This window comes from Arthrobacter globiformis, assembly GCF_003261175.1.
Lineage (GTDB): Bacteria > Actinomycetota > Actinomycetes > Actinomycetales > Micrococcaceae > Arthrobacter > Arthrobacter globiformis_A.
The window spans coordinates 1-22,779 of sequence record NZ_QLNP01000104.1 but is presented as its reverse complement, the minus strand read 5'-3'; the positions used below and the strand labels follow the sequence as shown (position 1 = coordinate 22,779).

Sequence of the window (22,779 nt, the reverse complement as noted above, 5' to 3'; positions counted from 1 at the left end):
ATAACGCCTTTCGGAGGGATTTATTGTGGAGCAGTACTTTGCCGGTGACAGCAGGACGATGCAGGAACGGATGCAGGCCGGAGACCTGTACATCGCCGACGATCCGAACCTCGCCGCCGACAACGCCCGCGGCATGGAGCTCGCTGACCGCTACGGCAGGACGTGGGCGGGGGACCGGGATGAGGCGAAGCGGATCCTGGCCGACCTCCTCGGCGCGGTTGGCGAGGGCACGGACATCCGGCCGCCGCTGTTTGTCGACTACGGCAAGTACATCCGGATCGGTGCCCGGACCTTCATCAACTTCAACTTCACGGCGTTGGACGTTGCTCCCATCACCATCGGCGACGACGTGCAGATCGGTCCCAACGTCCAGCTGCTAACGCCCACCCATCCCGTGGAGCCCGGTCCGCGCCGGGACAAGCTCGAGGCAGCGCAGCCCATCACCATCGGGAACAACGTCTGGATCGGCGGAGGCGCGATCATCCTGCCCGGCGTGGCCGTGGGGGAGAACTCGGTGATCGGCGCCGGGGCCGTGGTGACGAAGGACGTGCCGGCTAACGTCGTCGCCGTCGGCAACCCCGCCCGCGTCATCCGCAGCATATGAGCGTGCGCCGCCACGACCCCAACCGCCGGCGGCGGCTCATCGAGGTGGCCCTGGACGTCATCGCCGAACACGGCGTTGCCGCCACCACCCACCGGAAAGTCGCCGAGGCAGCGGACGTGCCCCTCGGCTCGCTGACCTACCATTTCAAGGGCCTCGACGATCTGTTCGCGGCCGCCTTCACGAAGCTCGCCGACGACACGGCGGACGGGTTCGAGGCGGCCCTGGCCGGAGCGCACGGGCGGGACGGGGCCCGGGAAGCCGTGGTGGGCCTCATCGCGGGGGAGCTGCTCGGGGAACGCCGGAACATCCTGCTCACCTACGAGCTCTACGCCCTGGCCGCGCGCCGCCCGGACCTGCGCCGGGTGACCGATACCTGGATGGCCAGGAGCCGCGCCGCCCTGGAGCGGCACTTCGATCCGGCCACAACGGTGATGCTGGACGCCCTGATTGAGGGCCTCTCCATCCACCGGGCGCTGGCCCTGGAACCCATGTCCGTTGAGACCGTTCGCGACGCCGTGAACAGAATAGTGACTCCGCAGTGAACAACTCTTCAACCGCGGCGCCGTCCGCCGCCGCGATCACCGCCCCGGCCGGGCCCGGCAAGGCGCGTGCCGCCGTCGCCATCCTCTTCCTCACCAACGGAGCGCTCTTCGCCAACCTGGTGCCCCGGTACCCGACCATCATGGCGGAGCTGGGTCTGAGCAACGCCCAGTTCGGGCTTGCTGTGGCGGCCTTCCCGCTGGGTGCGCTGATTGCGGGGCTCGCGTCGGGCGCGTTGATCCGCCGCTTCCGGTCCTCGCGGGTCGCGGTCGCGGGCACCATCCTGACCAGCCTCGGGATCCTGTGCGCGGGCATGGCGCCGTCCTGGGCGATGCTCGCCGCCGCGTTGTTCTTCGCCGGAGCGATGGACGCCGTCACCGATGTGGCCCAGAACGCCCACGGGCTGCGTGTCCAGCGGCTGTACCAGCGCTCCATCATCAACTCGCTGCACGCGGTGTGGAGCATCGGAGCCGTGCTGGGCGGCCTGATGGGGGCCGCTGCGGCGGGCCTGGATCTTGCGCCCGGAATCCACCTCAGCATCTCCGCCGCACTGTTCGCGGCGCTGACGCTGTGCTGCTGCCGCTTCCTCCTGGCCGGGCCGGAATCGGACGACGACGGCGAGCTCGCCGCCGCTGATGCTGCGGACGGGACAGCGGCACCTGGCTCGGAGCCGTCCACCGCCCGGGGAACAGTCGCCAAGTACGGGGTCCTGGCTGCGCTGGTGCTCATCGCAACGGCTGGGGCTTTGGTGGAGGATGCCGGCAGTTCGTGGTCCGCCATCTACCTCAGCGACAGCCTCGGCGCGGCCACCACACTCGCAGGGTTCGGCTTCGTGGCGCTGACGGCCGCGCAGTTCGTAGGCCGCCTGATGGGTGACCGGCTCGTGGACCGCTTCGGCCAGCGGACGGTTGCGCGAGCCGGCGGGATCATCGCCGCCGTCGGCATGGGTACCGCCCTGGCCGTTCCGAGCATCCCGGGAACGATTCTCGGCTTCGCGGCCGCCGGCCTCGGCGTGGCAACGCTCGTTCCCGCGGCCATGCACGCCGCGGACGAACTACCCGGGCTGCGGCCCGGAACCGGGCTCACCATGGTCAGCTGGCTGATGCGCGTGGGCTTCCTGGTGTCCCCGCCCGTCGTGGGCGCCATCGCGGATGCCGCCAGCCTGCGCGCCGGCCTCTTCGTGGTGCCGCTGGCCGGACTCCTGGTTCTGACGCTGTCGGCGGTGCTGGCCAAACGAATGGCGGACTTACCCCGTCGAACTGGCATGTAATGACCCCAAAATTGGATTTTGCGGGCATTAGCTGCCAGTTCGCGCTGGGGGTCGGAGCAGCCGCCGAGCCGCGTTCCGCCAACCTACGCCGGATAAACCGCGATGGCCGTGGCCTTGATGACGAAGTAGACGGTCATCCCCGGCGTGAGTCCCAGGTCCGCCGACGCTGCCGGGGTGATGTCCGCGGACAAGCCGCCGGCGTGGACGCGGATCTGGTCGCCGTGGGGTTCAAGGTCCGTGATGGTGACGGCGAAAGAGTTCCGCGGGCTGCCGTGCTCAGCGCTGAGGAAGACCGAGACCGCGGTCGGCGAAAATACGGCGACGCCGTCCTGGCCGGGGACGGCACCGTCCTCGGGGTGGGCAGTGATGTCCAGTCCGCCGTCGGACGTTAGCCCACGGCCGGTGATGGTGCCGGGGAGCAGGTTCATGCCCGCCAAACCGGCGGCGAACTTGCTGCGCGGTTTCTCCAGGACCGCGCGCGTGGGCCCTTCCTCCGTGATCCGTCCGCTCTCGAGGACGACGGCCCGGTCGGCGAGCATCAGGGCGTCCAGGACGTCGTGCGTGATGATGATGGCCCGGCGGTTGGCGAGGACCCGCTTGAGCAGCCTGCGGAGCATGGGGGCGGCATGGATGTCGAGGGCCGCCATGGGCTCATCGAGCAGCAGCAGTTCGGGGTCTGTGGCCAGGGCACGGGCGATGGCGACGCGCTGCGCCTGGCCGCCAGAGAGCTGGCCCGGCCGCCGGTCCGCGAACTCCGCGGCCTCCACCTCGGCCAGCCAGTGCCGCGACGTCTGCAGCGCACTTGCCCGGTTCGCGCCGGCTGCCCGCGGCCCGAAGGCGACATTCTCCAGCACGCTCATGTGCGGAAACAGCAGCGGTTCCTGTGCGAGCAGCGCTGTTCCCCGGGTGTGCGGCGGCAGGAAGTGGCTGTTCCCGCCGTCGAGGTTGAACAGCGTTTTCTGTCCGAGCACGGCGTGCCCGCTGTCCGGGCGGAGGAGCCCGGCGATGATCCCCAGCAGTGTCGACTTGCCGGCACCGTTGGGGCCCAGCACGGCAACGGTTTCGGCGGGTCCAAGCGTGAGGGAAACGTCGAAGTTGCGCACGTGCAGCGCGGCGTTGAGCGTGAAGGTCATCCTGTCCCTGCCTCCGCCGCCAGGGCCCGGGGGCGCCGGTAGGAAAGCCCGACGACGGCGACCGCCACCGCGACGAGCACCAGTGAAAGCGCGACGGCGGCATCGGCGTCGGTTTCCCGCTGCAGGTAGATCTCCAGGGGCAGGGTGCGCGTGACGCCCTGGAGGCTGCCGGCGAAGGTCAGGGTGGCGCCGAACTCACCCAGGCAGCGCGCGAACGACAACACGGCACCGGAAGCCAGCCCGGGCAGGACCAGCGGGATGCTGACGCGGCGCAGCACCGTGGTGGGACGGGCGCCCAGGGTCGCAGCGACCGCCTCGTACTTGGTGCCCGCGGTGCGCAGGGCGCCCTCGAGGCTGACCACCAGGAACGGCAGCGCCACGAACGTCTGGGCAAGAATGACGGCGGTGGTGGAGAAGGCGATCTGGATCCCCGCCAATTCGATGCTGCGCCCGAGCATGCCCTGGCGGCCGAACGTGTACAGCAGGGCGATGCCGCCGACGACCGGCGGCAACACGAGGGGGAGGAGCACGAAGGCCCGCAGCAGGCGCTGGCCCGGAAAACTGGCGCGGGCCAGGACGAGGGCCAGCGGCACGCCGAGCACTATGCACAGCACCGTGCTGGCGGCCGAGGTCCGCAGGCTCAGGCCCAGCGCGGTGAGGGAGGATTCGGAGGTGATGAGCGGGATGAACTGGCCCCAGTTGACCTTGGCCACCATGGCGGCCAGCGGAAGCAGGACAAACAGCGTTCCCGCTGCCGCGAGGGCGAAGACCCACGGCGGGACGCCGGTGTAGCCGGTGTCCCGCCGGTTAGTTTTGCGGGCTGTCCCGGCCTTGCTACGGGGTGCCGAAACCGGCCTCACTGAGGACCTTCCTGCCTTCGCTGCCGGTGACCGTGGCGATGAAGGCCCTGGCCAGTTCCTTGTTCCTGCTGCTGCCCGCGGTGGCGATCGGGTAGGTATTCACTGCCTTGCCTGATTCGCTGAACGGGATGCCCTGGACCTTGTCGCCTGCGTTTTTTACGTCGGTGACGTAGACCAGCCCGGCGTCGGCTTCCCCGGACGTGACCTTGCCGAGCACATCGGTCACGGAGGATTCCTCGCTGACGGGTTTCAGGGTGGTTCCGGCGGCCTGTTCCACGGTCTCGGTGGCGGCGCCGCAGGGAACCTGGGGTGCGCAGACAACCACCTTGACGCCCGGCTTCGCCAGGTCGGCGAAGGAACTGACCGACGCCGGATTTCCCGGCGGGACGGCGATCTCCAGGACGTTCGTGGCGAAGTTGCTTGCCGTTCCGTCGATGAGCTTCGCGTCGGAGAGTTTGGCCATGTTCCTGGTGTCGGCGGAGGCGAACACATCGGCTGGGGCGCCTTGGGTGATCTGCGTGGCCAGGTCCGAGGACCCGGCGAAGTTGAGCGTGACCTTGGTGCCCGGGTTTGCGGCCTCGAACTCGGAGGCGATCTTGGTGAACGTCGGCTTGAGGGACGCGGCGGCGAAAACGGTCAGGGTGCCGGTGCCGGCCGCCGTCGAACTGCCGCTCTGGGTTCTGCCGGCCGCAGTGTTGGAGGCGGCGCAGCCGGCCAGACCGGCGGCAAGGACTCCGGCGGCCAGCAGGGCGCCGATGCGCACGCGGATGGTGCTCATGTGATGCTCTTTCCCTGCGGCGTTTCGATGATGACGGTGGTGGCTTTGACGACGGCGGTGGCCACGGACCCGAGTTCAAGGCCGAGGTCACGGACGGCTTCGCTGCTCATCAGGGAGACAACGCGGAACGGGCCGCACTGCAGCTCCACCTGGGCCATGACCTTGTCGGCGGTGATGCCGGTGACCAGGCCAACGAACCGGTTGCGCGCCGAGCTGCCTACCCGGGTGGGGTCCTCGGGCAGCTGCGCCTGGTTGCGGGCGAGGTGGGCGAGTTCGAGCCCCTCGACGGCCAGCCGGCCGGAGGCGTCCTTGACCGGGGTCAGCATCCCGTTCTCGGTCCAGCGGCGGACGGTGTCGTCGCTGACGCCCAGAAAGCGAGCGGCTTCGGAGATCCGGATTTTCGGCATGTCACCATAATCCACTATCTGCGGCTGTTAATGGGAGTTTCTTCCGCAAATTCGGAACACAATAAGAGCGGAGCGGCTGCAGAACACCAAGCGACCGACCCGGAAGTTAGCCGGTTTTGTTACGCCCCGCTTCGGCCGGTGAAGCTGCGTTTCAGTGCGCGTCAGTACGTTGCAGCCGGGCTTGGGAAGCCGCCAGAGAGATGCTTGATTGGGTCTACACGCTTCGAAAGGACTCGCCATGACGGAACTCTCAGACCTCAGCCCGCGCCGGATCCGCAACGTGTTGGGCCACTTCGCCACAGGCCTGACCGTGATCACCGCTGCCACGGAGAACGGCCCTGCCGGGTTCACCTGCCAGTCCTTTGCGTCCCTCTCACTGGAACCGGCGCTGGTGACCTTTAGCCCGGCACGGACCTCCAGCACCTGGCCGCTGCTGCGTCAGGTGGGCCGCTTCACCGTCAACATCCTTCCCGCCGACCACCAGCATCTGGCGGCCCAGTTTGCGCGGTCCGGTGCGGACAAGTTCGCCGGCGTCGACCACACGCCCTCGCCGCTCGGCAACCCGGTCCTTGACGGCGCCCTGGCCTGGGTGGACTGCGAGCTGCACCAGGAGTACGACGGCGGCGACCACACCATCGTGGTGGCGGCGGTCCGCGCGCTCAGCGCCCGTTCCGACGTCGATCCCCTCCTCTTCTTCAAGGGTGACTACGTCTCCGTGCAGCCACGGGTCAAAATCCTGGAGGGCGTCGCATGACAGGGGGGGGCGGCGTGGCCAAGGTCAAGGCCGCGTCGACTCCAAGACGTACGGGAACCGCGACGGCGTTCGCCTCCTCCCGGTGTGACCTTTACTCCGGCTACCTGCCCCAGTTTTCCAACCGCTCCCTGCGACGGTGATCGGCCTGCTGGACCAGTTCGACCATCCACGGCCGGTGCCCCTGGTGAAGCGTCATCCCCTCAGACAGCCCTTGGACCGACGGGACGGAATTGGCGATGTCGATGGTGATGCGGCCGCCGCCCAGGGGAGCGTTGGTGATGTGCAGGTCCCCAAAGGACGGAGGAAGAACCGGGTCCATCCAGACGCCGCCCGCGGAAACGACGGGGTCGTACCGCATCAGGCTTGTCACCAGCTGGATGGGTGCGGTCGCTGCCCAGGCCTGCGGCGAGCACGCCGTCGGATACGGGACGGGGGCGGCGAGCTGCTCACGGCTGAAACCGCAGAACAGCTCCGGGAGCCGGCCGTCGGAGTATTCGGCAGCATCCATCATGCCGGTGGCGATCCGCTGCGCCTCCTCGACGAAGCCGTAGCGGAGCAGCCCGGCCGCGACGATGGCGTTGTCGTGCGGCCACACCGATCCGTTGTGGTAGCTGGCGGGGTTGTAGGCGCCCATGTCGCTGGCCAGGGTTCGCACGCCCCAGCCGCTGAACATCTCGGGGGACATCAGCCGTTCGGCCACCTGAGGGGCCTTGTCCTCGTCAATGAGGCCCTGCAGCATGCAGTGACCCATGTTCGAAGCGCAGGCATCCACCTGCCTTTTCTTCCCGTCCAGGGCAATGGCGTAGTACCCGCGTTCAGGGATCCAGAACTGTTCGTTGAATTGTTTCTTCAGCCGGGCCGCGCGGTCGGCGAGCTCATTACCAAAAGCCGTGTCCCCGGCGTCGTACGCCAGCCACGCGCGCGAAAGGTAAGCGACGTACACGTAGGCCTGGACCTCGCAGAGTGCGATCGGCGGCTCGGCCAATGTGCCATTGGCAAAGTTGATCCCGTCCCACGAATCCTTCCAGCCCTGGTTGATCAGGCCCTGGTCGTTGAGGCGCTCGTACTCGACGAAGCCGTCGCCGTCCCTGTCCCCGTATTTCATGATCCACTCGAGTGCGCGGTCCGCGTGGGGCAGCAAAGCAGCGATGGTGTCCGCGGCGAAGCCCCAGCGGCTGACCGCACCGAGCACCATCAGGAACAGGGGGGTCGCGTCGACGCTGCCGTAGTAGGCCGACTTGCCGCCCAGGGACAGCCCGCTGGAAACGTCGAGCCGGACCTCATGGAGGATCTTGCCCGGTTCCTCCTCGGTCATCGGGTCCACGACGGATCCCTGCCGGTCGGCCAGGGTCTGCAGCGTGCCCAGGGCCAGGGACGGGTCCACCGGCATCGCCATGACCGAAGCCCAGAGCGAGTCCCTGCCAAACAGGGTCATGAACCAGGGCGCCCCGGCGGCCACCACAACACGTTCAGGATGCTCGGGGTCCTCGATCCGCAGGGCACCCAGATCGTCGTAGCTGCGGCGCAGGGTCCGTTCAACCGACCGGTTGCCCATCTGCAGGACCGGAATCTTCGCCACCCAATCCCGACGGCGGAGGTCCCTGGGGGACAATCCGTCCCCTTCGGAATGGACGAAAGCCACCGCCGCATCGGATTCCTCGCTGCTGGGCAGCACTGTCAGGACCGTGCTCCAGTGTCCGTGCGCTGGAACTGTTGCCCGGTACGTCACGGCGTCCGCGGAAATGTCCGCACCCGGTGCCTGGATTACCACGCCCTTCCGGACGTCCTGCCACCCCGCCCGAATGGTGAGCGCGCCGCCGTCGGCCTGCCGCTTTTCGTCCCAGCGCCGCAGGATCCGGGCCTCTTTCACCTCGAATAGGTCCGCGAAGTCTGCCCCGATCTTCAGAGCGATCATGCAGTCGACCGGCTCGAGGGAAAAGTTCCGGACCGTGACCTGCTCCTGGATGCCGGCCCCCACCTCCCGCAGCCGCTCCACGATCAGGGGACTGTCGGCGTAGCCGTCCGAGCGGGGAACCCGTCCCACAAACAGCGCCCGGTAGGGCTCCTTCGTCTCTGCCGCCAGCGGCTCCAACGCCAGGCCGTCGACTGTCAGGCTCCAGCCCGAGAGGATGCGGGCGTCCTGCACAAAGAGGCCATGCGGATGGTCGGCGCTGATGTCGCCGTTCGGCAGGGAAATGCAGAAGGACGATCCCTCGACCAAGGTGACCGTCCCGGGCCCCAACGGGCCCGCCGCCGTATCAGCATTCCATCCAGCCATTGCGCCACCTCCGAGCAACCAGCAACAGCGTCCAGTTCGACGCTACGCTTGCGCGCTACGCCTAGCTAGGGCTTGACTCGCACGACGCCGGATGGAGACTTACGCCGGGATCGCCCCGGATTCGGGGTGGACGCCCCACGTCATCTTCCGGATGGTCTCCCGCTGCAGCCCGCTGAGGGCGGCGAGCTCGTAGTCATCCAGGACTCCCCGCCGTCGTGCTGCTGCCAAAATGTTCAGGCGGCGGTCTTCCAGAGCGGTTTTGGAATGTTCAAGTTCAGCCAGCTCCGACTTTAGCTGGCGGATCGAGGCGAGGTGCTGCTCCGCCGGCGCCCCGGAAGGGAGCAGGTCGTCGGACGACAGGCCCACGGTGCGGACCGCCCAACGGGAGAGTTCCGCGGCTTCTGCAAGGCGGGTGACCTTCATGCCGTCGCACAGTGCCTGCGCGATCTGCTGGTTCAGCCGGACCGAGAGGGCGCGCATGCTGGTGGCATTGAAGGAAATCCGCTGCCGGCTGTCCCGGAGCAGCTTGCGCGTCTTTTCCGCCTGGACAGCGGCCTTGTCGGGTTTCGCCGTCCCCCGGTAGCGGTAGCGGTAGTAGCCGTCGCCGCGGTCATCACGGTGCAGAATTTCCAACAGCACTCCTCGGATCGGATTTACGACTCACCTAGAAGGCTAGGCAGAACGGACGGAGGGGCGGAAATACCTATACTGCGTGGAGCCATAATCAATTAGTTTGGGTTGGGTGCTTAGGCAGAAGGACGACGGCGGTCCATAAGAGACGCTTATCCGTCCACGCAGATTAGGTCTTATCCAGACCGGCCGGGATTCCCTAGTGTCGAAGGAACGAATATAGCTTCGTCCTGACTCCCTAGGAAGAGACCATGTCTGAATTTGAACCTGCATCGCGAGTGTCCCGCATCAAGCAATCTGCCAGCGTGGCCGCAGCGGCCCGCGTGCGTGAGCTGAAGGCAGAAGGGCGCCGGATCCTGGACCTGACGGTCGGTGAGCCGGACTTCGATACCCCTGAGCACATCAAGGCGGCAGCGGTTGAGGCCATCAGCAAGGGGGAGACGAAGTACACCTCGGTCACCGGCACGCCGGCACTGCAGAAGGCGATCCTCCAGACCATCGAGCTGCGTAGCGGCGTCCACTACACGCCGGCCGAGATCACCATCGGCGGCGGTGCCAAGCAGGTGATCTTCATGGCGTTCATGGCCTCCCTGGACGCCGGCGACGAGGTTGTGGTTCCCGCGCCGTACTGGGTTTCCTACCCGGACATGGTGCTCGCGAACGAGGGCACGCCGGTGATTGTCGCCTGCGGCGAGGAGTCGGGATTCAAGCTCACCCCCGAAGCATTGGCCGGCGCCCTCAACGAGCGGACCAAGTGGGTCATCCTCAACACCCCGTCGAACCCCACGGGTGCCGTGTACTCCCGGTCCGAACTCCGGGCGCTGGCGGATGTCCTCGCGAACTTCCCGCGGGTTTATGTCCTGACGGATGAGATCTACGACCAGATCTACTTCGGCTCCGGTCGGATTCAGAGCCTGGTGGAGGTTGCTCCGGAACTCAAGGACCGCATCCTTGCCGTCAACGGCGTTTCGAAGGCCTACGCCATGACGGGGTGGCGGCTCGGTTACGCCGCCGGCCCCGCGCCCCTGATCGCTGCAATCAACAAGCTCCAGTCTCAGATCTCCTCCTGCCCGTCCTCGGTGAGCCAGGCCGCCAGCGCTGCCGCGCTCACCGGCGACCAGTCCTTCGTCCGGGAGAGCGTCGAGGTCTACCGCAACCGGCGCGACGCTGCGGTAGCCGCGCTGAACGCCGTCGACGGCCTTTCATGCGCGACGCCGGAAGGTGCCTTTTACGCGTACGTCAACTGCGGCGGTGCCATCGGCAAGACCACCCCGGAGGGGAAGGTCATCGCCAACGACGAGGACTTTACGCTCTACCTTCTGGAGGCGGCCTCCGTCGCCGTCATCCAGGGCTCGGCCTACGGACTGGGCCCGTACTTCCGCATCTCCTACGCCACCAGCCTCGACGTCATTGAAGAGTCCATCGCAGCCATCGACAAGGCTGTCCGCGCCCTCAGCTGAGTTCCGCTAGCGGGCCCCCAGCCAACCCCCAACTAAATTAAGGAAAATTCTGTGATCCACGTAAAGACCAACATCGAACGACCCGACGCCGACGCCGTCCGCCGTCTGGCGCAGTTCTCATCAGCCACCATCCACGAGGCACAGGGCCGCAAGGGCGCGCTCAGCTCCAAGATCAAGCCGATCGACCGCAGCATGTCCTTCTGCGGCCCCGCCACTACGGTCCGCTGCGCACCCCGGGACAACCTCATGCTGCAGGTGGCCATCCACTACGCCGAGGCCGGCGACGTTATCCTGGCCGCGGCGGGGGAGTACGAGGAAGCAGGCACGTTCGGCGACGTCCTCGGCAACGCCATGAAGGCCAAGGGCCTCGCGGGCCTGGTGACGGACTCCGGTGTCCGCGACACCCAGGACCTCATCGAGTTGGGCCTGCCCGTCTTCTCGGGAAGCGTCTCCATCAAGGGCACCGTCAAGGAAACCATCGGCCCCATCAACCACCCTGTGGTTTTCGGTGACGAAATCATCTACCCGGGCGACGTCCTCCGCGGCGATGCCGACGGCGTTGTGGTTGTCCGCAAGGACGAGATCGAGGAAGTCATCCGCCTCTCGCAGGAACGCGACGACGCCGAGCGCGAGCTCATCGGCCTTTACAAGGCCGGCGGCACCACCATCGAGCTGTGCAACCTCACCGAAGTACTGAAGGCTAAGGGCCTGCTCGTCGAGCACGCGTAGTCGCGTAGACGTGATCAGGCCGCGGTGCTGCCCCCTTAAAGCGGTGCTGCCCCCTTAAATAGGAAGCAGCACCGTGGCCTGATGCTTTTTGTTACGGCGCCGGGCCGGTCTGTTCGGCCTGGTGTGTTTCGCGCACCCAGGTTCCGGGCAGCCCAGTTCCCGGTAGCGGCGGTGCGGTGGAATGGTAGCTGTGGCCCGTGGGCGTTGTCAGTTCGATGGTGTGTCTCGGACCCGGTCTGGGTTGGGCTTTCCAGCCGGGGAGTTCTTTGGTGTGGTTGCAGGCTTCGCAGAGTCCTTGGCCGTTACTCAGGGACGTTGGGCCGCCGTCGTGCCACGGGGTGATGTGGTCGTGGTGGCGGATCGGGGCGTCGCAATAGGGCGTTCGGCAGGTGTCGTCGCGGATTTGGATGAAGCGGCGCAGCGGTGCCGGGAAAAGACGCCGCCGCGAGTCCATGGCCACCAAATCGCCGCCACCAGGCGAAGTGTAGAGGCGCCGGACCCAGGTCTCGAGTTCTTGTAGACCCTTGGCTGAATCGCGCGCAGCGGGCTGGACGCGACCCTGGACTTCCTGCCCTTGCGTGAGCAGGTGACGGGCGAAGTTGGCGGGGACGATGCCGTAGCCGGGGATCCGACCGGGTTCGGAGTCGCCTTGGAAGAGTGTCCGGTCGGTCATGACGAGGTTGAGCTCGATGCCGGTGATGCCGCCGGGGGTGCCGGTGGTCCTTTCAACGAGGGTGTCGGCTTTGATCTGGTCGCGGGAGCGCGGGTCTCCGGCGGCGTGCAGGGAGTCGGCGTTCCGGGTGAGCGCCGCGAGAACTGCGACACCCTCGTGGACGGGCAGCAGCGCCGTCAAATAGGTCATGCAGTCCGGGGCGGGGCGCAGGCTCACCCTCCGGTCCGATGTGGCGTGGCTGGCGCGCTGGGCGACGGAGCGGGGATCCCGCCGGATCGCTGCGGCGCGGACAGCGGCGATGACGGCCCGTGTCCCGGCACCGTTGAAGGTGCCGGTGTCGGCGGCGAGTTCCTCGTCAACGGCCGTCCGGTCCTCGACGCGCAAACAGGCGGTCTCTTTCACGATGTGCGTGACGCGTTCTTCGTTCAGCTGCCCGTTCTCCAGCGCTGCCTGGGCGTGGGGCATCTGCACCAGGGCTTTGGCCGTGCCGAGCAGCCGTTGTCCGCGGTTTGGGGACTCGCCTCGGGCCAGTGCGATCTGTTCAGCCGCGCCCAGGCCACTGTCTTTGCCGCGGTCCTTGCCCAGGTCTTCCGCGGCCAGGGGCCGCCGGTCGGCGGATTCCTGGCGGAGTCTGGCCTCGAAAGTGACGGACAGCCTCGCCTGTTGCCCGGCGGCCCAGCACTTGACGTTCTCGTAGGCGCGGACCTGGTCGATCAGCCCCGCATTGCCTGCCGTGAGGTCAGCTGTCGGGAGAAACCAGCCCGAGGTTGCAGCAGCGATGAACGGGACGCTGTCGTCAAACAAGAGGTCTTCATCGAAGGGACGGTCTGCGAACAGAGCCTCAGGAAACGGGTCCTCCGGCAACGATGCCGGATATACGGCGTCGAGGTCGTCGTCATACGGGAACCCGCCGTCCGCGTACGCGTCGAAGCGGAAATCGGCGTCGGGAACAGCGGTAGCCTGCAGAACGACGCGCGGCGCCGCTGCTGTCAGTGCCGAATTCCCGATGCCTTCCATGGACACAGTCTGCCAAGGGGGACTGACAATAAAGGGCCGATCAGGCACCAGAAGCGGCCGGCATCTAAAAGTTTTTTAGGTCCACCCGAGCACGCAAACTGGGTAGCAGCATAGGGCGTTCCCAGCCCTGAGAACGCCCTGTGCTGCTACTCAGTTGGGTGCTTTGGTGAGCAGACAGCCCAAGCCGCGGCAGCTCCGCCGTCGTACGAAATTTTAGACGCGGTGGGGGACCGGGTAGGCCGGGGCGCCGAACACCGCGTCCTCCAGGTGCCAGACCGTCGACCCGCCTCCGCTGACCGGCATGATGCTGCCCTCGAATACGAAGATGGGCGCTGCGGACTGGTCCTCCGGCCGCCAGAAACCGTTGGTCGGGCAGTGCGACCCGGTTTTGGCCATAAGCCCCAGGCTCGGGTCGGAAGTTCTCCTGGCGGTGCTGATCTTTTTCATGGCTGGCTCCCCGTTGAATTATCTGCGGAATATAATTCACCGCAATTTCTTGGCTTGCCACCAATACTAGAATCACGGGCACTCGTTTACTAAGACAAATGATGAGTGCCCTAATAAGCCAAACCTATGAGCGGCCGTACTTGTCGTTAAGCATTTCCTGGAGCATCTCCTTCAGCACCAGGAGCACTGCCGATGCCGCCTCCGAGAGCGGGTCGTGGTCGGGTGTGCACAGCGCGATCTTGCACTGCAGCGCCGGGTCCACAATCCGCAGGACGTGGAAGTCCTCCTCGTGGAACAGTGCGTCCGCAGCCGACTTGGGCAGGATGGTGGCCCCCAGGTCGGCGCGCAGCAGCCGGGTCAGCGAGGGCACCGATTCCACCTCACCCACGAGATGGAGTTTGAGCCCCTTGCTGTCGAAACCGGCTTCGACCGCCTGGCGCAGCGTGTGAATCTTCTCGGGAAGGAAGAGCCCCAGCCGGGCCACCTCCTCCAGCGTGATCTCGCCGTTCTCCGAGTTAACGTCCGCTCTGGCGGCGTTGACCACCAGGTGCAGGTCCTCGACGATCATCGTGGTGAAGAGGACGCCGCGGATGGGGCCGGGCTCATAGATGAGCGCCATGTCCAGCCGGCCGTTCTTGATGGCCTCGCTCAGGACTCCACCGTAGATTTCCGTGACGTGCAGGACAATGTCCGGGTACCGGCGGGCCACTTCGCTGATGATCTGCGGGGTCAGGCTCGATGCCATGCTGTAGGGCGCTATGGCAATTGAAACGCGGCCGGACGGCGCCGCCCCCGACTTGGCAACGTCCACTCGAGCTTGCGCGACGAGCCGCAGGATGGACTGGGCATGGCGGTACAGCGTGTGTCCGGCGGCCGTAGGCTGCACGCCCTGCTTGCTGCGGATCAGCAGTCGCTGCTTCAGTTCTGTCTCCAGCGCCGAAACCTGCTGGCTCAGGGCCGGCTGGGCCACGTGCAGCGCAGCCGCGGCCTTGGTGATGCTCCCCGAGTCCACGATCTGTACGAAGTACGCCAGTTTCCTGGTATCCACGGCCGCCCTCTCTCTTTGCGGCGTCCTGAACCCGAAAGGTCATAACGGGATGCTATGGAGGGACACGCAATAGGTCTTTGTGTGATCCACATCGCTGACACTAGGTTGAACCCAGAACGCTATTTCATTAAGGGTACATTCTATCCCCTCGGGGGACATGCAATTTCCCGATGGGGCCAGATGCATTTTGCATAGAAATAGATTTTATTGAAATAGGCGAGCTGTTTTACATTCCCGAAATAAACGCTCCATATGTTCAATGCAACGAGGACGGGCCAGCAAGGGTCGAACCCTCCTAAGTGGGAAGGAGATGGTCATGGACTCCACTGCGGCGGTGGTCATAACCACCACCTATCCCGTGACACCGATTACGTCTTTGTGTGAGCCAAATCCCGGTGTCAGACTTTTTTCAGAAGCCGGTAGCCCGGCAGTGCCGAACCGGGAAGCCCTCACGGGGCCAGTTCGGACCCACCTCATCACCAGCGCAGCTGATCCCTTTGCCCCGGCGGGCAGGGCCGCTGCTAACCACCCCAGGAAGGCAGATAATGGGACCCACAGTTGATCTCGTCGCAGATCTCGGAGAAGGCTTCGGCGCCTACTCGATGGGCGACGACGCTGCCCTGCTCGAGGTGGTTTCCAGTGCCAACATCGCCTGCGGCTTCCACGCCGGTGACCCGGACATCATGCACGCCACGGTCGCCGAATGCGTCCGCCGCGGCGTCAGCGTCGGGGCGCACCCGAGCTTCCCGGACCTGCGTGGTTTTGGCCGGCGCGCCATGGACCTGACGGCGGACGAGGTCCGCAACGACGTCCTGTACCAGTTTGGCGCCCTGAGCGCCTTCGCCGCTTACCACGGCACCACCGTGGCCCACATTGCGCCGCACGGCCGCCTGGGCAACCTCGTTGCCACCCGGGCCGACTACGCAGCTGCCGTAGCCGATGCCGCCGCCCGCCTGAACCCCGGCCTCATCGTCCTGGCCCAGGACGGCGAACTCGCCGACGCCGCTGCCGAACGGCAGCTCCCCGTCGGCATCGTCGGCATCGCCGACCGCGCCTATGAGGCAGATGGCACCCTGGTGCCCCGCGGCCGCCCCGGTGCCGTGATCCACGACCCTGCCGTCATCGTCGAACGTACGGTCCGCATGGTGTGCGAGGGGCTCATTGCAACCGTCGCCGGCACGGACCTACCGATTGTTGCCGACACCGTCCTCCTGCACGGGGACACCCCCGGTGCGGTGCAGCTGGCCCGTCGGGTCCGCGCCGAACTGGAGAACGCCGGCGTGACCATCGCCCCGCTCGCGCAGGTGCTGGCCGCCAAAGAGAAGGTCGCGTGACATGGCTGCCACCCCAAATCCGACTCCGGTGGAGATCTTCGAGTCCGGGGATTCGGCCCTGCGGGTCGTCGCCTCCTCCGATGACACGGAGGCCAACTGGGCCACCGTCCATGCCCTCGCGCAGTGGCTTGAGACTGCAGGGGCCGACGGTGTACACGGCGCAGTGCCGACGTACGACTCGCTGCTCGTGGAATTTGACCCCGGTGTCACCTCTGCGCGCCAGGTCCGGGCCTTCGTCCTCCTTGGCCTGCGCCAGCTGGAGCACGTCGGTGCACCCGCCCGCACCCCCCGCGATTTCAGCGTCCCGGTGGTCTACGGCGGCGAATACGGCCCGGACCTTGAGCGTGTTGCCGAGCACGAGCAGCTCTCCGTGGAGGAGATCATCGCGCTCCACACGGCCAAGTCCTACGTCATCCGTTGCCTCGGTGCCCCCGCGGGTTCACCCATGATGGACGGCCCCGACTTTCCTCTCCCCGTTCCGCGGCTGAAGGATCCCCGGCTGTCCGTTCCGGCGGGTGCCGTGGCCGTCGCCGGCCGGCAGGCAGTCATCGCTCCGGCGGCGGCCCCCGGCGGATGGTGCGTCATCGGCCAGACCCCGCTGACAGTCCTTGACGCCGCCAGCGAGCCACTGGTTCCCTACCTTCCCGGCGACCGCCTGACGTTCCGCCAGATCCAGCCGGAAGAGTTCGCAGAGTACGCGGGCCGGAAACTGGAGGCAGCACGATGAGCGGGTCACTGATCATCCAGCAGCCCGGAAACTCGGTGGTCACGGACCTGGGCCGGTTCCGCGGACCCCGGTTCGGGCTCCCCGTCAACGGGGCACTGGACCAGTTCTCGGCACGGGCGGCGAACATCCTCGCCGCCAACGCCGACAACGCCCCGCTGCTGGAAATAACCGCCCTCGACTTCCGGATGCAGGCCACCACGGATCTCCTCATCGCTGTCACCGGCGCACCGCTGACCCTCACCGTCGGCGGGCGCGAATGCCAGCAGTGGGAACCGGTGTCCGTCCGTGCCGGGGAAACCGTGGCGGCGCGCCGGATCACCGGCGGCCTCCGCGCCTACCTTGCGGTCCACGGTTCCGTGGAGGCTCCGGAACTGCTGGGAAGCTGCGCCCCGGACACGGTCGTCGGCTTCGGCCTACGGCTCTCCGAGGGCACCGAGCTGAAGACTGGCAGGAGCGTCGGACCCATCCGGCAGCCATACTTTGACCTTCCGCTGTTCCGGCTGGGGCTGACCCGGCCCGAGTTTGGCAGCAGGGCGGTCATCGACGTCACGGACGGACCGGACGTTGAAGAATTCGGCGACACAGCAGAGCTGCTGTACACCACCGAATACACCGTCAGTGCCCGGAGCAACCACATCGGGCTGCGCCTCGGCGGGGCGCTTCCCGAACGCCAGTCGTCAGCCGAGGTGCTGTCCCGCGGCGTTCCGGTGGGAGCCATCGAGGTTCCCTCCAGGGAAGAGCTGCTGGTGCTGCACCGGGGACGCGGCGTCACCGCCGGGTACCCCGTCCTGGCAGTGGTCACCAGCCGCTCGCTCGACACTCTCGCCCAGGCCCGCCCCGGGCACACCATCACTTTCCGCAAAACCACCGTCCCCGAAGCCACAGCAAAGCATCGGGCCGCAATAAGGGAACTGGAAAACCTCCGGTCCCGCGTCAGCACAATCTTCGCCCTCCTTGGCATCGGAAAAGAGCCCGGCTGGCCGGAACTTATACCGGCAGCCGGCAGCTAAGGATCACCGATGACCTCCCCTCGAACTAAGTCCAAGTTAGGAATGAAAATGTCTACACCAACGCGTGCGACTGCACCGCAGCACGACCGCCTCGATGCGAGGCAGACCCGGAAAGTCGTCACCGCCGGGTGCGTCGGAATTTTTGTTGAGCTCTACGACAACGGCATTTTCGCCTTCATGGCCGGAACGCTGGCGCTCGTGTTCCTGGCACCCGGCAATCCGGACAACGCACTGCTGTTCGTCTTCGCCGGCTACGCTGTGTCCTTCTTCGTCCGCCCCCTCGGCGCGGTCGTGTGCGGCATCCTGGGCGACAAGATCGGACGCCAAAAGCTCCTGGTCTTCGTCATCCTGCTGATCAGCATCGCCACCGCCGGTATCGGGCTCCTGCCCGCCTACTCGGCCATCGGCATCGCAGCCCCCGTGCTGCTTGTGCTGCTCCGCCTCCTCCAGGGTTTCTCCGTCGGCGGCGAGGCTGCCGGCGCCATGACCTTCCTCGCCGAGCACGCCCCTGAAGGCAAGCGCGGCATCATCACGTCCTACGCCCAGATCGCCTCCTTCGCGGCTCTCCTCACCGGCACCCTCGTGGCGTTCTCGATGTCCCCGTGGCTCACTGCAGCAGCGATCGACGGCGGCGGCTTCGGCTCGTTCGCATGGCGCATCCCGTTCCTCGTCGCCATCCCCATGGGCGTCATCGGCTGGTACATCCGCAAGGCCATCGCGGACACCCCCAACTTCGTGAAGCTGAAGGAAGAGGGCGGCCTGTCCAAGAACCCACTCAAGGAAGCCTTCGCCTCCGCCGAACACCGCCGCGCCATGCTCCTGGCCCTGTTCATCCCGCTCATGAACGGCTCCGGCTACTACGTCCTGTTCTCCTACATGCCCACGTTCCTCAAGGGCAAGCAGCTCAACTTCACCATCGGTGAGGCACTCCTCGTCACCGCCTGCAGCCTGGTGGTCATCTGCATCGCCATCCCGTTCATGGGTGCCCTGTCTGACCGCATCGGACGCAAGAAGGTCATCGCCGGCTCGGCAATCGCCATGGCTGTCCTCGGCATCCCCTCCTATGCACTCATCGCCACCGGCAACATGGCCCTGGCCATCCTGGGAGCCTGCATCATGGCCATTGTGTTCGCCGGTCACACCGCGGTGATCCACATCCTGATCGTGGAACTGTTCCCCACCCGCGTCCGGTACTCGGCCTACGGTCTGGGCTACAACATCTCCTCGGCACTCTTCGGCGGAACCGCCCCGCTGCTGATGACCTGGCTGATCTCGTCCACCGGCAACGTCTACATGCCCGCCTTCTACGCCGTCATCACCGCGCTGGGCACGCTGGCGGCCGTCAGCACCGTCAAGGACCGCGCGCACCTGCCGCTGCGCGACGCCTAACACTCACCACTGCACTAACAGGAGACTTACATGCCGTTTTCAGACTACTCAACAGCCCTCGTCACCGGTGCCTCGACCGGGATGGGTGCCGCGATCGCCGAGCGCCTCACCAAGCGCGGACTCACCGTCCACGCCGTTGCCCGCAACGAGGAACGCCTGAACGACCTTGCCGACAAGACCGGCGCCATTCCCCACGTCGTTGACCTGACCGACACCGCGGCCCTGACGGCCGCCGTCGGACATCTCAAGATCGACGTCCTGGTGAACTGCGCCGGCGTATCCCGGCCCGGCAACATCCTGAACTCCTCGGAGAACGACATCGACGAACTCATTGACGTCAACCTCCGCGGCCTGCTCCAGCTCACCCGACTGGTCCTGCCCGGCATGGTGGAACGCGACCGCGGCCACGTCATCAACGTCAGCTCCATCGCCGGCCTGTACAACTTCTACGGCCACACGGTCTACCACGCCACCAAGGCAGCCGTGCACCAGATCTCCCGCCAGCTGCGCAACGACACCGTCGGCAAGCGCATCCGCGTCACCGAGATCTGCCCCGGACGCGTCGAGACGGAGATTTTCGGCCGCAACATGGGCGGCTCGCCCGAGGCCATGGAAGAGGCCTGGAAGACGTACTACGAGGGCTACGAATCCCTGACCACCGACGACATTGTCAACGCCATGGACTACGCCATCGAAACACCGCGCCACGTGAATGTGGGCATGATGGAACTCATGCCCACCTTCCAGGTCCCCGGCGGGCTCACGTTCGACCGGCGCCAGGCCTAAGCTGCCCAAGGTGGGGCCATCCCAAAACTGGCCCCACCCTGTCCACCCCAGATCCACAGAATCGATAGGTTTCCGATGCAACCAGTACGCACCGTCAGCTTCCCCGACCGGCAACTGCTCGCCGATCTCTCGCCCCTCCCCGAAGGGCTCAAGGGAATTGTTTGGGACATGAAATCGGATCCCGACGGCGGGACGCTGGGAGAGATCGACGGCGTCATCCTCCCTTACATCAACGCCGGCGCGGTTCTGGGATCGCTCGCCCAGGTGGACGAACTGAAGTTCGTCCAGACACAGTCCACCGGATACGACGGCGTCATTGAAGCCGCCGGTCCGGCGGCCGGCGTCGCCAACGCCTCAGGCGTGCACGCGGCGGCGACGGCGGAACTGGCGGTGGGGCTGATCCTCGCCAAGCTGCGCGGCATCGACCAGGCGGTCCGCGACCAGCAGTACGGTCTCTGGCGGCCGGAGCGGCGCCAGTCCCTCGCGGACCGCCGCGTGCTCCTGGTGGGCGTCGGCGGAATCGGGCACGAGATCGCCCGCCGCTTGGAGCCCTTCGAGGTCACGGTTACACGGGTGGGAAGCACGGCGCGGACCGACGAGCACGGCGAGGTCCACGCTTCGGCGGACCTGCCCACGCTCGCGGCGACCCACGACATCCTGGTCACGGTGCTGCCCCTGGACGGCCACACCCGCCACCTGATCGGTGAGGAAGTCCTCGCCGCCCTGCCCGACGGCGCGCTCGTGGTGAACGTGGGCCGCGGCCCGGTAGTGGACACCGCAGCCCTGACCAAGGAAGTCCTCTCCGGCCGCCTGCAGTGCGCCCTCGACGTCGTCGATCCGGAACCGCTTCCGCAGGACCACCCGCTGTGGTCCACGCCCGACGCCCTCATCACGCCCCACGTGGGCGGCAACGCGTCCGCCTTCCAGCCGCGGATCCTGAAGCTCCTGCGGCAGCAGCTCGAAGCGCTGGCCGCGGGAGGAACCCCGGCCAACCTCGTGCAGCGCGGTCCCTTCTAAGACAGCAGCTTCCGAAACAAGCGCGAACCTACAGTTGCGGCCCGGCATGGGACCCGCAAATGGGGCCACAAGTGTACGTTCGCGCGAAACTGAACCATCATTTTTGGCGCACTGCGCAGACCGCGGCGAAGGAGCTGCTCTTCATGACTTCACTTTTTGATTTGACCGGGCGGGTTGCTTTGGTGACTGGTTCGAGCCGGGGGATTGGTAATGCGTTGGCTCGGGCGTTGGCTGATGCGGGTGCGACGGTGGTGTTGAACGGGGTGAATCCGGAGCGGTTGAAGGCTGCGGAGGCGGTGATGGCGGCTGAGTACGCGCCGGGCCGGGTGCACGGTGTGGCGTTTGATGTCACGGACGATTCGGCGGCCGCGGCCGGGGTGGCCTGGGTCGAGGAGCATGTGGGGCCGCTGGAGGTCCTGGTGAACAACGCCGGGATCCAGCACCGGGTGCCGATGCTGGAGCTGGACGTGAAGGACTGGGAGCGGGTGATCTCCACGGACCTGACCAGCGCCTTCCTGGTGGGCCGGGAGGCGGCCCGGCACATGATTCCGAGGGGTCACGGGAAGATCATTAACATCTGTTCGGTGCAGACGGACCTGGCCCGGCCCACGATCGCCCCGTATGTGGCGGCGAAGGGCGGGTTGCGGAACCTGACCCGGGCGATGACCGCGGAGTGGGCTGGTGCGGGGCTGCAGATCAACGGGATCGCGCCGGGGTATATCCATACCGAGATGACGCAGAACCTGGTGGACGATGAGCAGTTCAATGCCTGGATCCTGGGCCGGACCCCGGCGGCGCGGTGGGGCACGGTGCAGGATTTGGCCGGCCCGGCGGTGTGGCTGGCCTCCAGCGGGTCTGATTTCGTGAACGGGCAGACAATCTTTATCGACGGCGGAATGACGGTGGTGGTCTGATGACACACACAACAGAATCTTCAGCAGAAACAACGGCAGCAGCGGCAACGGAACTGCCGGTGTCGGGTCCGGCGGTGGTCGCGCATGCGAAGGGGGATCTGCGGATCGATGATGTCCCGCTGACGGCCCCGGCCCCGGACGAGGCCGTGATCGAGGTGCTGTATGGGGGGATTTGCGGGTCGGACCTGCATTACTGGCTGCACGGCGCGGCGGGGGAGTCGATCCTGAAGGCGCCTTTGGTGCTGGGCCATGAGATCAGCGGCCGGGTGGTCAGGGCTGCCGCGGACGGTTCCGGCCCGGCCGCCGGGACCCCGGTGGCGGTGCACCCGGCCACCCCGGGCCCCGGGACGGGCCCGGACGCGCCAAGGTACCCGGCGGACCGGCCGAACCTGTCACCGGGGTGCACGTACCTGGGCTCTGCGGCGCGGTTCCCGCACACTGACGGGGCGTTCAGCCGGTACGTGAACCTGCCGGTGAGGATGCTCCGGGCCCTGCCCGAAACCCTGGACCTGCGCACCGCGGCCCTGATCGAACCGGCCAGTGTGGCCTGGCACGCGGTCGCACGGGCGGGGGACGTGGCCGGCAAGACCGCGCTCGTGATCGGGTCTGGCCCGATCGGGGCGTTGGTGGTCGCGGTCCTCAAACGTGCCGGCGCTGCCCGGATCGTCGCGGTGGACATGCACGCCAAACCCCTGGAGATCGCCACGGCGGTGGGCGCGGACGAGACCCTGAACGCCGCCGATGGTGAGGCGATCGCCAGGGTGCAGGCCGACGTCGTGATCGAATCCTCCGGGAACCACCACGGCCTGGCCTCCGCGATCCAGGGCGCCGCCCGGGGCGGGACCGTGGTCATGGTCGGGCTGCTGCCCACCGGCCCGCAGCCGGTCCTGATCTCCCTGGCCATCACCCGCGAACTGGACCTCAAAGGCTCCTTCCGGTTCAACGACGAAATCGACGAGGTCATCACCGCCCTC

23 protein-coding genes are annotated in these 22,779 nt (G+C 66.7%); 14 read left to right on the top strand and 9 right to left on the bottom strand.

Going from position 1 to position 22,779, the window contains the following annotated elements:
- Positions 1-22: 22 nt before the first annotated feature.
- The 3 genes from DBZ45_RS20435 to DBZ45_RS20425 are packed head-to-tail and all read left to right on the top strand — an operon-like array spanning position 23 to position 2,414.
- Positions 23-604 carry a sugar O-acetyltransferase gene (locus DBZ45_RS20435; protein WP_111905656.1) on the top strand — a complete coding sequence of 194 codons (582 nt, stop codon included), beginning with the start codon at positions 23-25 and terminating at the stop codon, positions 602-604.
- The gene (locus DBZ45_RS20430; RefSeq protein ID WP_111905655.1) at positions 601-1,146 is read left to right on the top strand and encodes a TetR/AcrR family transcriptional regulator; all 546 of its coding nucleotides are present in this window, start codon (positions 601-603) and stop codon (positions 1,144-1,146) included. The genes DBZ45_RS20435 and DBZ45_RS20430 overlap by 4 nt, the downstream gene beginning before the upstream one ends.
- Positions 1,143-2,414: an MFS transporter gene (locus tag DBZ45_RS20425; RefSeq protein WP_317616971.1), complete on the top strand. Its 1,272-nt coding sequence runs from the start codon at positions 1,143-1,145 to the stop codon at positions 2,412-2,414. Before DBZ45_RS20430 ends, DBZ45_RS20425 begins: the two co-directional genes overlap by 4 nt.
- Before the next feature lie 83 nt (positions 2,415-2,497).
- On the opposite strand, the gene DBZ45_RS20420 is transcribed toward DBZ45_RS20425, so the two are convergent.
- From DBZ45_RS20420 to DBZ45_RS20405, 4 genes are read right to left on the bottom strand one after another with little or no spacing between them, the layout of a single operon-like run.
- On the bottom strand, positions 2,498-3,547 hold the full coding sequence (locus DBZ45_RS20420) for a sulfate/molybdate ABC transporter ATP-binding protein (protein ID WP_111905654.1): 1,050 nt from the start codon (positions 3,545-3,547) through the stop codon (positions 2,498-2,500).
- Positions 3,544-4,407: an ABC transporter permease gene (locus tag DBZ45_RS20415; RefSeq protein ID WP_111905653.1), complete on the bottom strand. Its 864-nt coding sequence runs from the start codon at positions 4,405-4,407 to the stop codon at positions 3,544-3,546. Before DBZ45_RS20415 ends, DBZ45_RS20420 begins: the two co-directional genes overlap by 4 nt.
- Entirely contained in the window at positions 4,382-5,185 is an 804-nt protein-coding gene (gene modA, locus DBZ45_RS20410) for a molybdate ABC transporter substrate-binding protein (RefSeq protein WP_111905652.1), read from the bottom strand. Before modA ends, DBZ45_RS20415 begins: the two co-directional genes overlap by 26 nt.
- Positions 5,182-5,592 (bottom strand): TOBE domain-containing protein, encoded by a 411-nt coding sequence (locus DBZ45_RS20405; protein WP_111905651.1) that lies wholly within the window; start codon positions 5,590-5,592, stop codon positions 5,182-5,184. The genes modA and DBZ45_RS20405 overlap by 4 nt, the downstream gene beginning before the upstream one ends.
- Before the next feature lie 238 nt (positions 5,593-5,830).
- Here DBZ45_RS20405 and DBZ45_RS20400 point away from each other — a divergent pair, with 238 nt between their 5' ends.
- Positions 5,831-6,346, top strand: a complete 516-nt coding sequence (locus tag DBZ45_RS20400) for a flavin reductase family protein (protein ID WP_111905650.1) — start codon at positions 5,831-5,833, stop codon at positions 6,344-6,346.
- 100 nt (positions 6,347-6,446) lie between these two features.
- On the opposite strand, the gene DBZ45_RS20395 is transcribed toward DBZ45_RS20400, so the two are convergent.
- The gene (locus DBZ45_RS20395) at positions 6,447-8,624 is read right to left on the bottom strand and encodes an amylo-alpha-1,6-glucosidase (protein ID WP_111905649.1); all 2,178 of its coding nucleotides are present in this window, start codon (positions 8,622-8,624) and stop codon (positions 6,447-6,449) included.
- Positions 8,625-8,723: 99 nt separating this feature from the next.
- Positions 8,724-9,263: a hypothetical protein gene (locus DBZ45_RS20390; RefSeq protein WP_223257191.1), complete on the bottom strand. Its 540-nt coding sequence runs from the start codon at positions 9,261-9,263 to the stop codon at positions 8,724-8,726.
- A 242-nt stretch (positions 9,264-9,505) separates the two neighbouring features.
- On the opposite strand from DBZ45_RS20390, the gene DBZ45_RS20385 reads away from it, so the two are divergent.
- Together DBZ45_RS20385 and DBZ45_RS20380 are read left to right on the top strand one after the other, a co-directional pair.
- A complete protein-coding gene (locus tag DBZ45_RS20385) occupies positions 9,506-10,714 on the top strand; it encodes an aspartate transaminase (RefSeq protein ID WP_111905647.1) in 1,209 nt (402 codons plus the stop codon).
- A 51-nt stretch (positions 10,715-10,765) separates the two neighbouring features.
- A complete protein-coding gene (locus DBZ45_RS20380; protein WP_111905646.1) occupies positions 10,766-11,443 on the top strand; it encodes a 4-carboxy-4-hydroxy-2-oxoadipate aldolase/oxaloacetate decarboxylase in 678 nt (225 codons plus the stop codon).
- Positions 11,444-11,534: 91 nt separating this feature from the next.
- Here the strand turns inward: DBZ45_RS20380 and DBZ45_RS20375 are convergent, their stop codons facing one another.
- The 3 genes from DBZ45_RS20375 to nac form a co-directional block, all read right to left on the bottom strand.
- Entirely contained in the window at positions 11,535-13,133 is a 1,599-nt protein-coding gene (locus DBZ45_RS20375) for an HNH endonuclease (RefSeq protein WP_111905645.1), read from the bottom strand.
- Positions 13,134-13,346: 213 nt separating this feature from the next.
- Positions 13,347-13,580 carry a hypothetical protein gene (locus tag DBZ45_RS20370; RefSeq protein ID WP_111905644.1) on the bottom strand — a complete coding sequence of 78 codons (234 nt, stop codon included), beginning with the start codon at positions 13,578-13,580 and terminating at the stop codon, positions 13,347-13,349.
- Positions 13,581-13,704: 124 nt separating this feature from the next.
- Positions 13,705-14,628, bottom strand: a complete 924-nt coding sequence (gene nac / locus DBZ45_RS20365) for a nitrogen assimilation transcriptional regulator NAC (protein ID WP_111905643.1) — start codon at positions 14,626-14,628, stop codon at positions 13,705-13,707.
- 545 nt (positions 14,629-15,173) lie between these two features.
- Between nac and DBZ45_RS20360 the strand changes: the two genes are divergently transcribed.
- From DBZ45_RS20360 to DBZ45_RS20325, 8 genes are all read left to right on the top strand, one after another.
- Entirely contained in the window at positions 15,174-15,962 is a 789-nt protein-coding gene (locus DBZ45_RS20360) for a LamB/YcsF family protein (RefSeq protein WP_111905642.1), read from the top strand.
- A 1-nt stretch (position 15,963) separates the two neighbouring features.
- Entirely contained in the window at positions 15,964-16,689 is a 726-nt protein-coding gene (locus DBZ45_RS20355; protein ID WP_111905641.1) for a 5-oxoprolinase subunit B family protein, read from the top strand.
- Positions 16,686-17,699, top strand: a complete 1,014-nt coding sequence (locus DBZ45_RS20350) for a biotin-dependent carboxyltransferase family protein (protein WP_111905640.1) — start codon at positions 16,686-16,688, stop codon at positions 17,697-17,699. Before DBZ45_RS20355 ends, DBZ45_RS20350 begins: the two co-directional genes overlap by 4 nt.
- Positions 17,700-17,747: 48 nt before the next feature.
- Positions 17,748-19,088 (top strand): MFS transporter, encoded by a 1,341-nt coding sequence (locus DBZ45_RS20345; RefSeq protein WP_111905639.1) that lies wholly within the window; start codon positions 17,748-17,750, stop codon positions 19,086-19,088.
- A 30-nt stretch (positions 19,089-19,118) separates the two neighbouring features.
- Positions 19,119-19,874 (top strand): SDR family oxidoreductase, encoded by a 756-nt coding sequence (locus DBZ45_RS20340; protein WP_111905638.1) that lies wholly within the window; start codon positions 19,119-19,121, stop codon positions 19,872-19,874.
- A gap of 75 nt (positions 19,875-19,949) precedes the next feature.
- The gene (locus DBZ45_RS20335) at positions 19,950-20,891 is read left to right on the top strand and encodes a 2-hydroxyacid dehydrogenase (protein WP_111905637.1); all 942 of its coding nucleotides are present in this window, start codon (positions 19,950-19,952) and stop codon (positions 20,889-20,891) included.
- 143 nt (positions 20,892-21,034) lie between these two features.
- Positions 21,035-21,805, top strand: a complete 771-nt coding sequence (locus DBZ45_RS20330; RefSeq protein WP_111904666.1) for an SDR family oxidoreductase — start codon at positions 21,035-21,037, stop codon at positions 21,803-21,805.
- Positions 21,805-22,779 (top strand): L-idonate 5-dehydrogenase (locus DBZ45_RS20325; protein ID WP_111904668.1); only part of this gene is annotated, 975 nt, incomplete at its 3' end. The genes DBZ45_RS20330 and DBZ45_RS20325, both read left to right, overlap by 1 nt.

Coding starts and splice junctions, on each gene's coding strand:
- DBZ45_RS20430 (WP_111905655.1), top strand. CDS start 601: ATGAGCGTGCGCCGCCACGACCCCAACCGCCGGCGGCGGCTCATCGAG.
- DBZ45_RS20420 (WP_111905654.1), bottom strand. CDS start 3,547: ATGACCTTCACGCTCAACGCCGCGCTGCACGTGCGCAACTTCGACGTT.
- modA (WP_111905652.1), bottom strand. CDS start 5,185: ATGAGCACCATCCGCGTGCGCATCGGCGCCCTGCTGGCCGCCGGAGTC.
- DBZ45_RS20405 (WP_111905651.1), bottom strand. CDS start 5,592: ATGCCGAAAATCCGGATCTCCGAAGCCGCTCGCTTTCTGGGCGTCAGC.
- DBZ45_RS20400 (WP_111905650.1), top strand. CDS start 5,831: ATGACGGAACTCTCAGACCTCAGCCCGCGCCGGATCCGCAACGTGTTG.
- DBZ45_RS20395 (WP_111905649.1), bottom strand. CDS start 8,624: ATGGCTGGATGGAATGCTGATACGGCGGCGGGCCCGTTGGGGCCCGGG.
- DBZ45_RS20385 (WP_111905647.1), top strand. CDS start 9,506: ATGTCTGAATTTGAACCTGCATCGCGAGTGTCCCGCATCAAGCAATCT.
- DBZ45_RS20375 (WP_111905645.1), bottom strand. CDS start 13,133: ATGGAAGGCATCGGGAATTCGGCACTGACAGCAGCGGCGCCGCGCGTC.
- DBZ45_RS20370 (WP_111905644.1), bottom strand. CDS start 13,580: ATGAAAAAGATCAGCACCGCCAGGAGAACTTCCGACCCGAGCCTGGGG.
- DBZ45_RS20360 (WP_111905642.1), top strand. CDS start 15,174: ATGGGACCCACAGTTGATCTCGTCGCAGATCTCGGAGAAGGCTTCGGC.
- DBZ45_RS20355 (WP_111905641.1), top strand. CDS start 15,964: ATGGCTGCCACCCCAAATCCGACTCCGGTGGAGATCTTCGAGTCCGGG.
- DBZ45_RS20350 (WP_111905640.1), top strand. CDS start 16,686: ATGAGCGGGTCACTGATCATCCAGCAGCCCGGAAACTCGGTGGTCACG.
- DBZ45_RS20345 (WP_111905639.1), top strand. CDS start 17,748: ATGTCTACACCAACGCGTGCGACTGCACCGCAGCACGACCGCCTCGAT.
- DBZ45_RS20340 (WP_111905638.1), top strand. CDS start 19,119: ATGCCGTTTTCAGACTACTCAACAGCCCTCGTCACCGGTGCCTCGACC.
- DBZ45_RS20335 (WP_111905637.1), top strand. CDS start 19,950: ATGCAACCAGTACGCACCGTCAGCTTCCCCGACCGGCAACTGCTCGCC.
- DBZ45_RS20330 (WP_111904666.1), top strand. CDS start 21,035: ATGACTTCACTTTTTGATTTGACCGGGCGGGTTGCTTTGGTGACTGGT.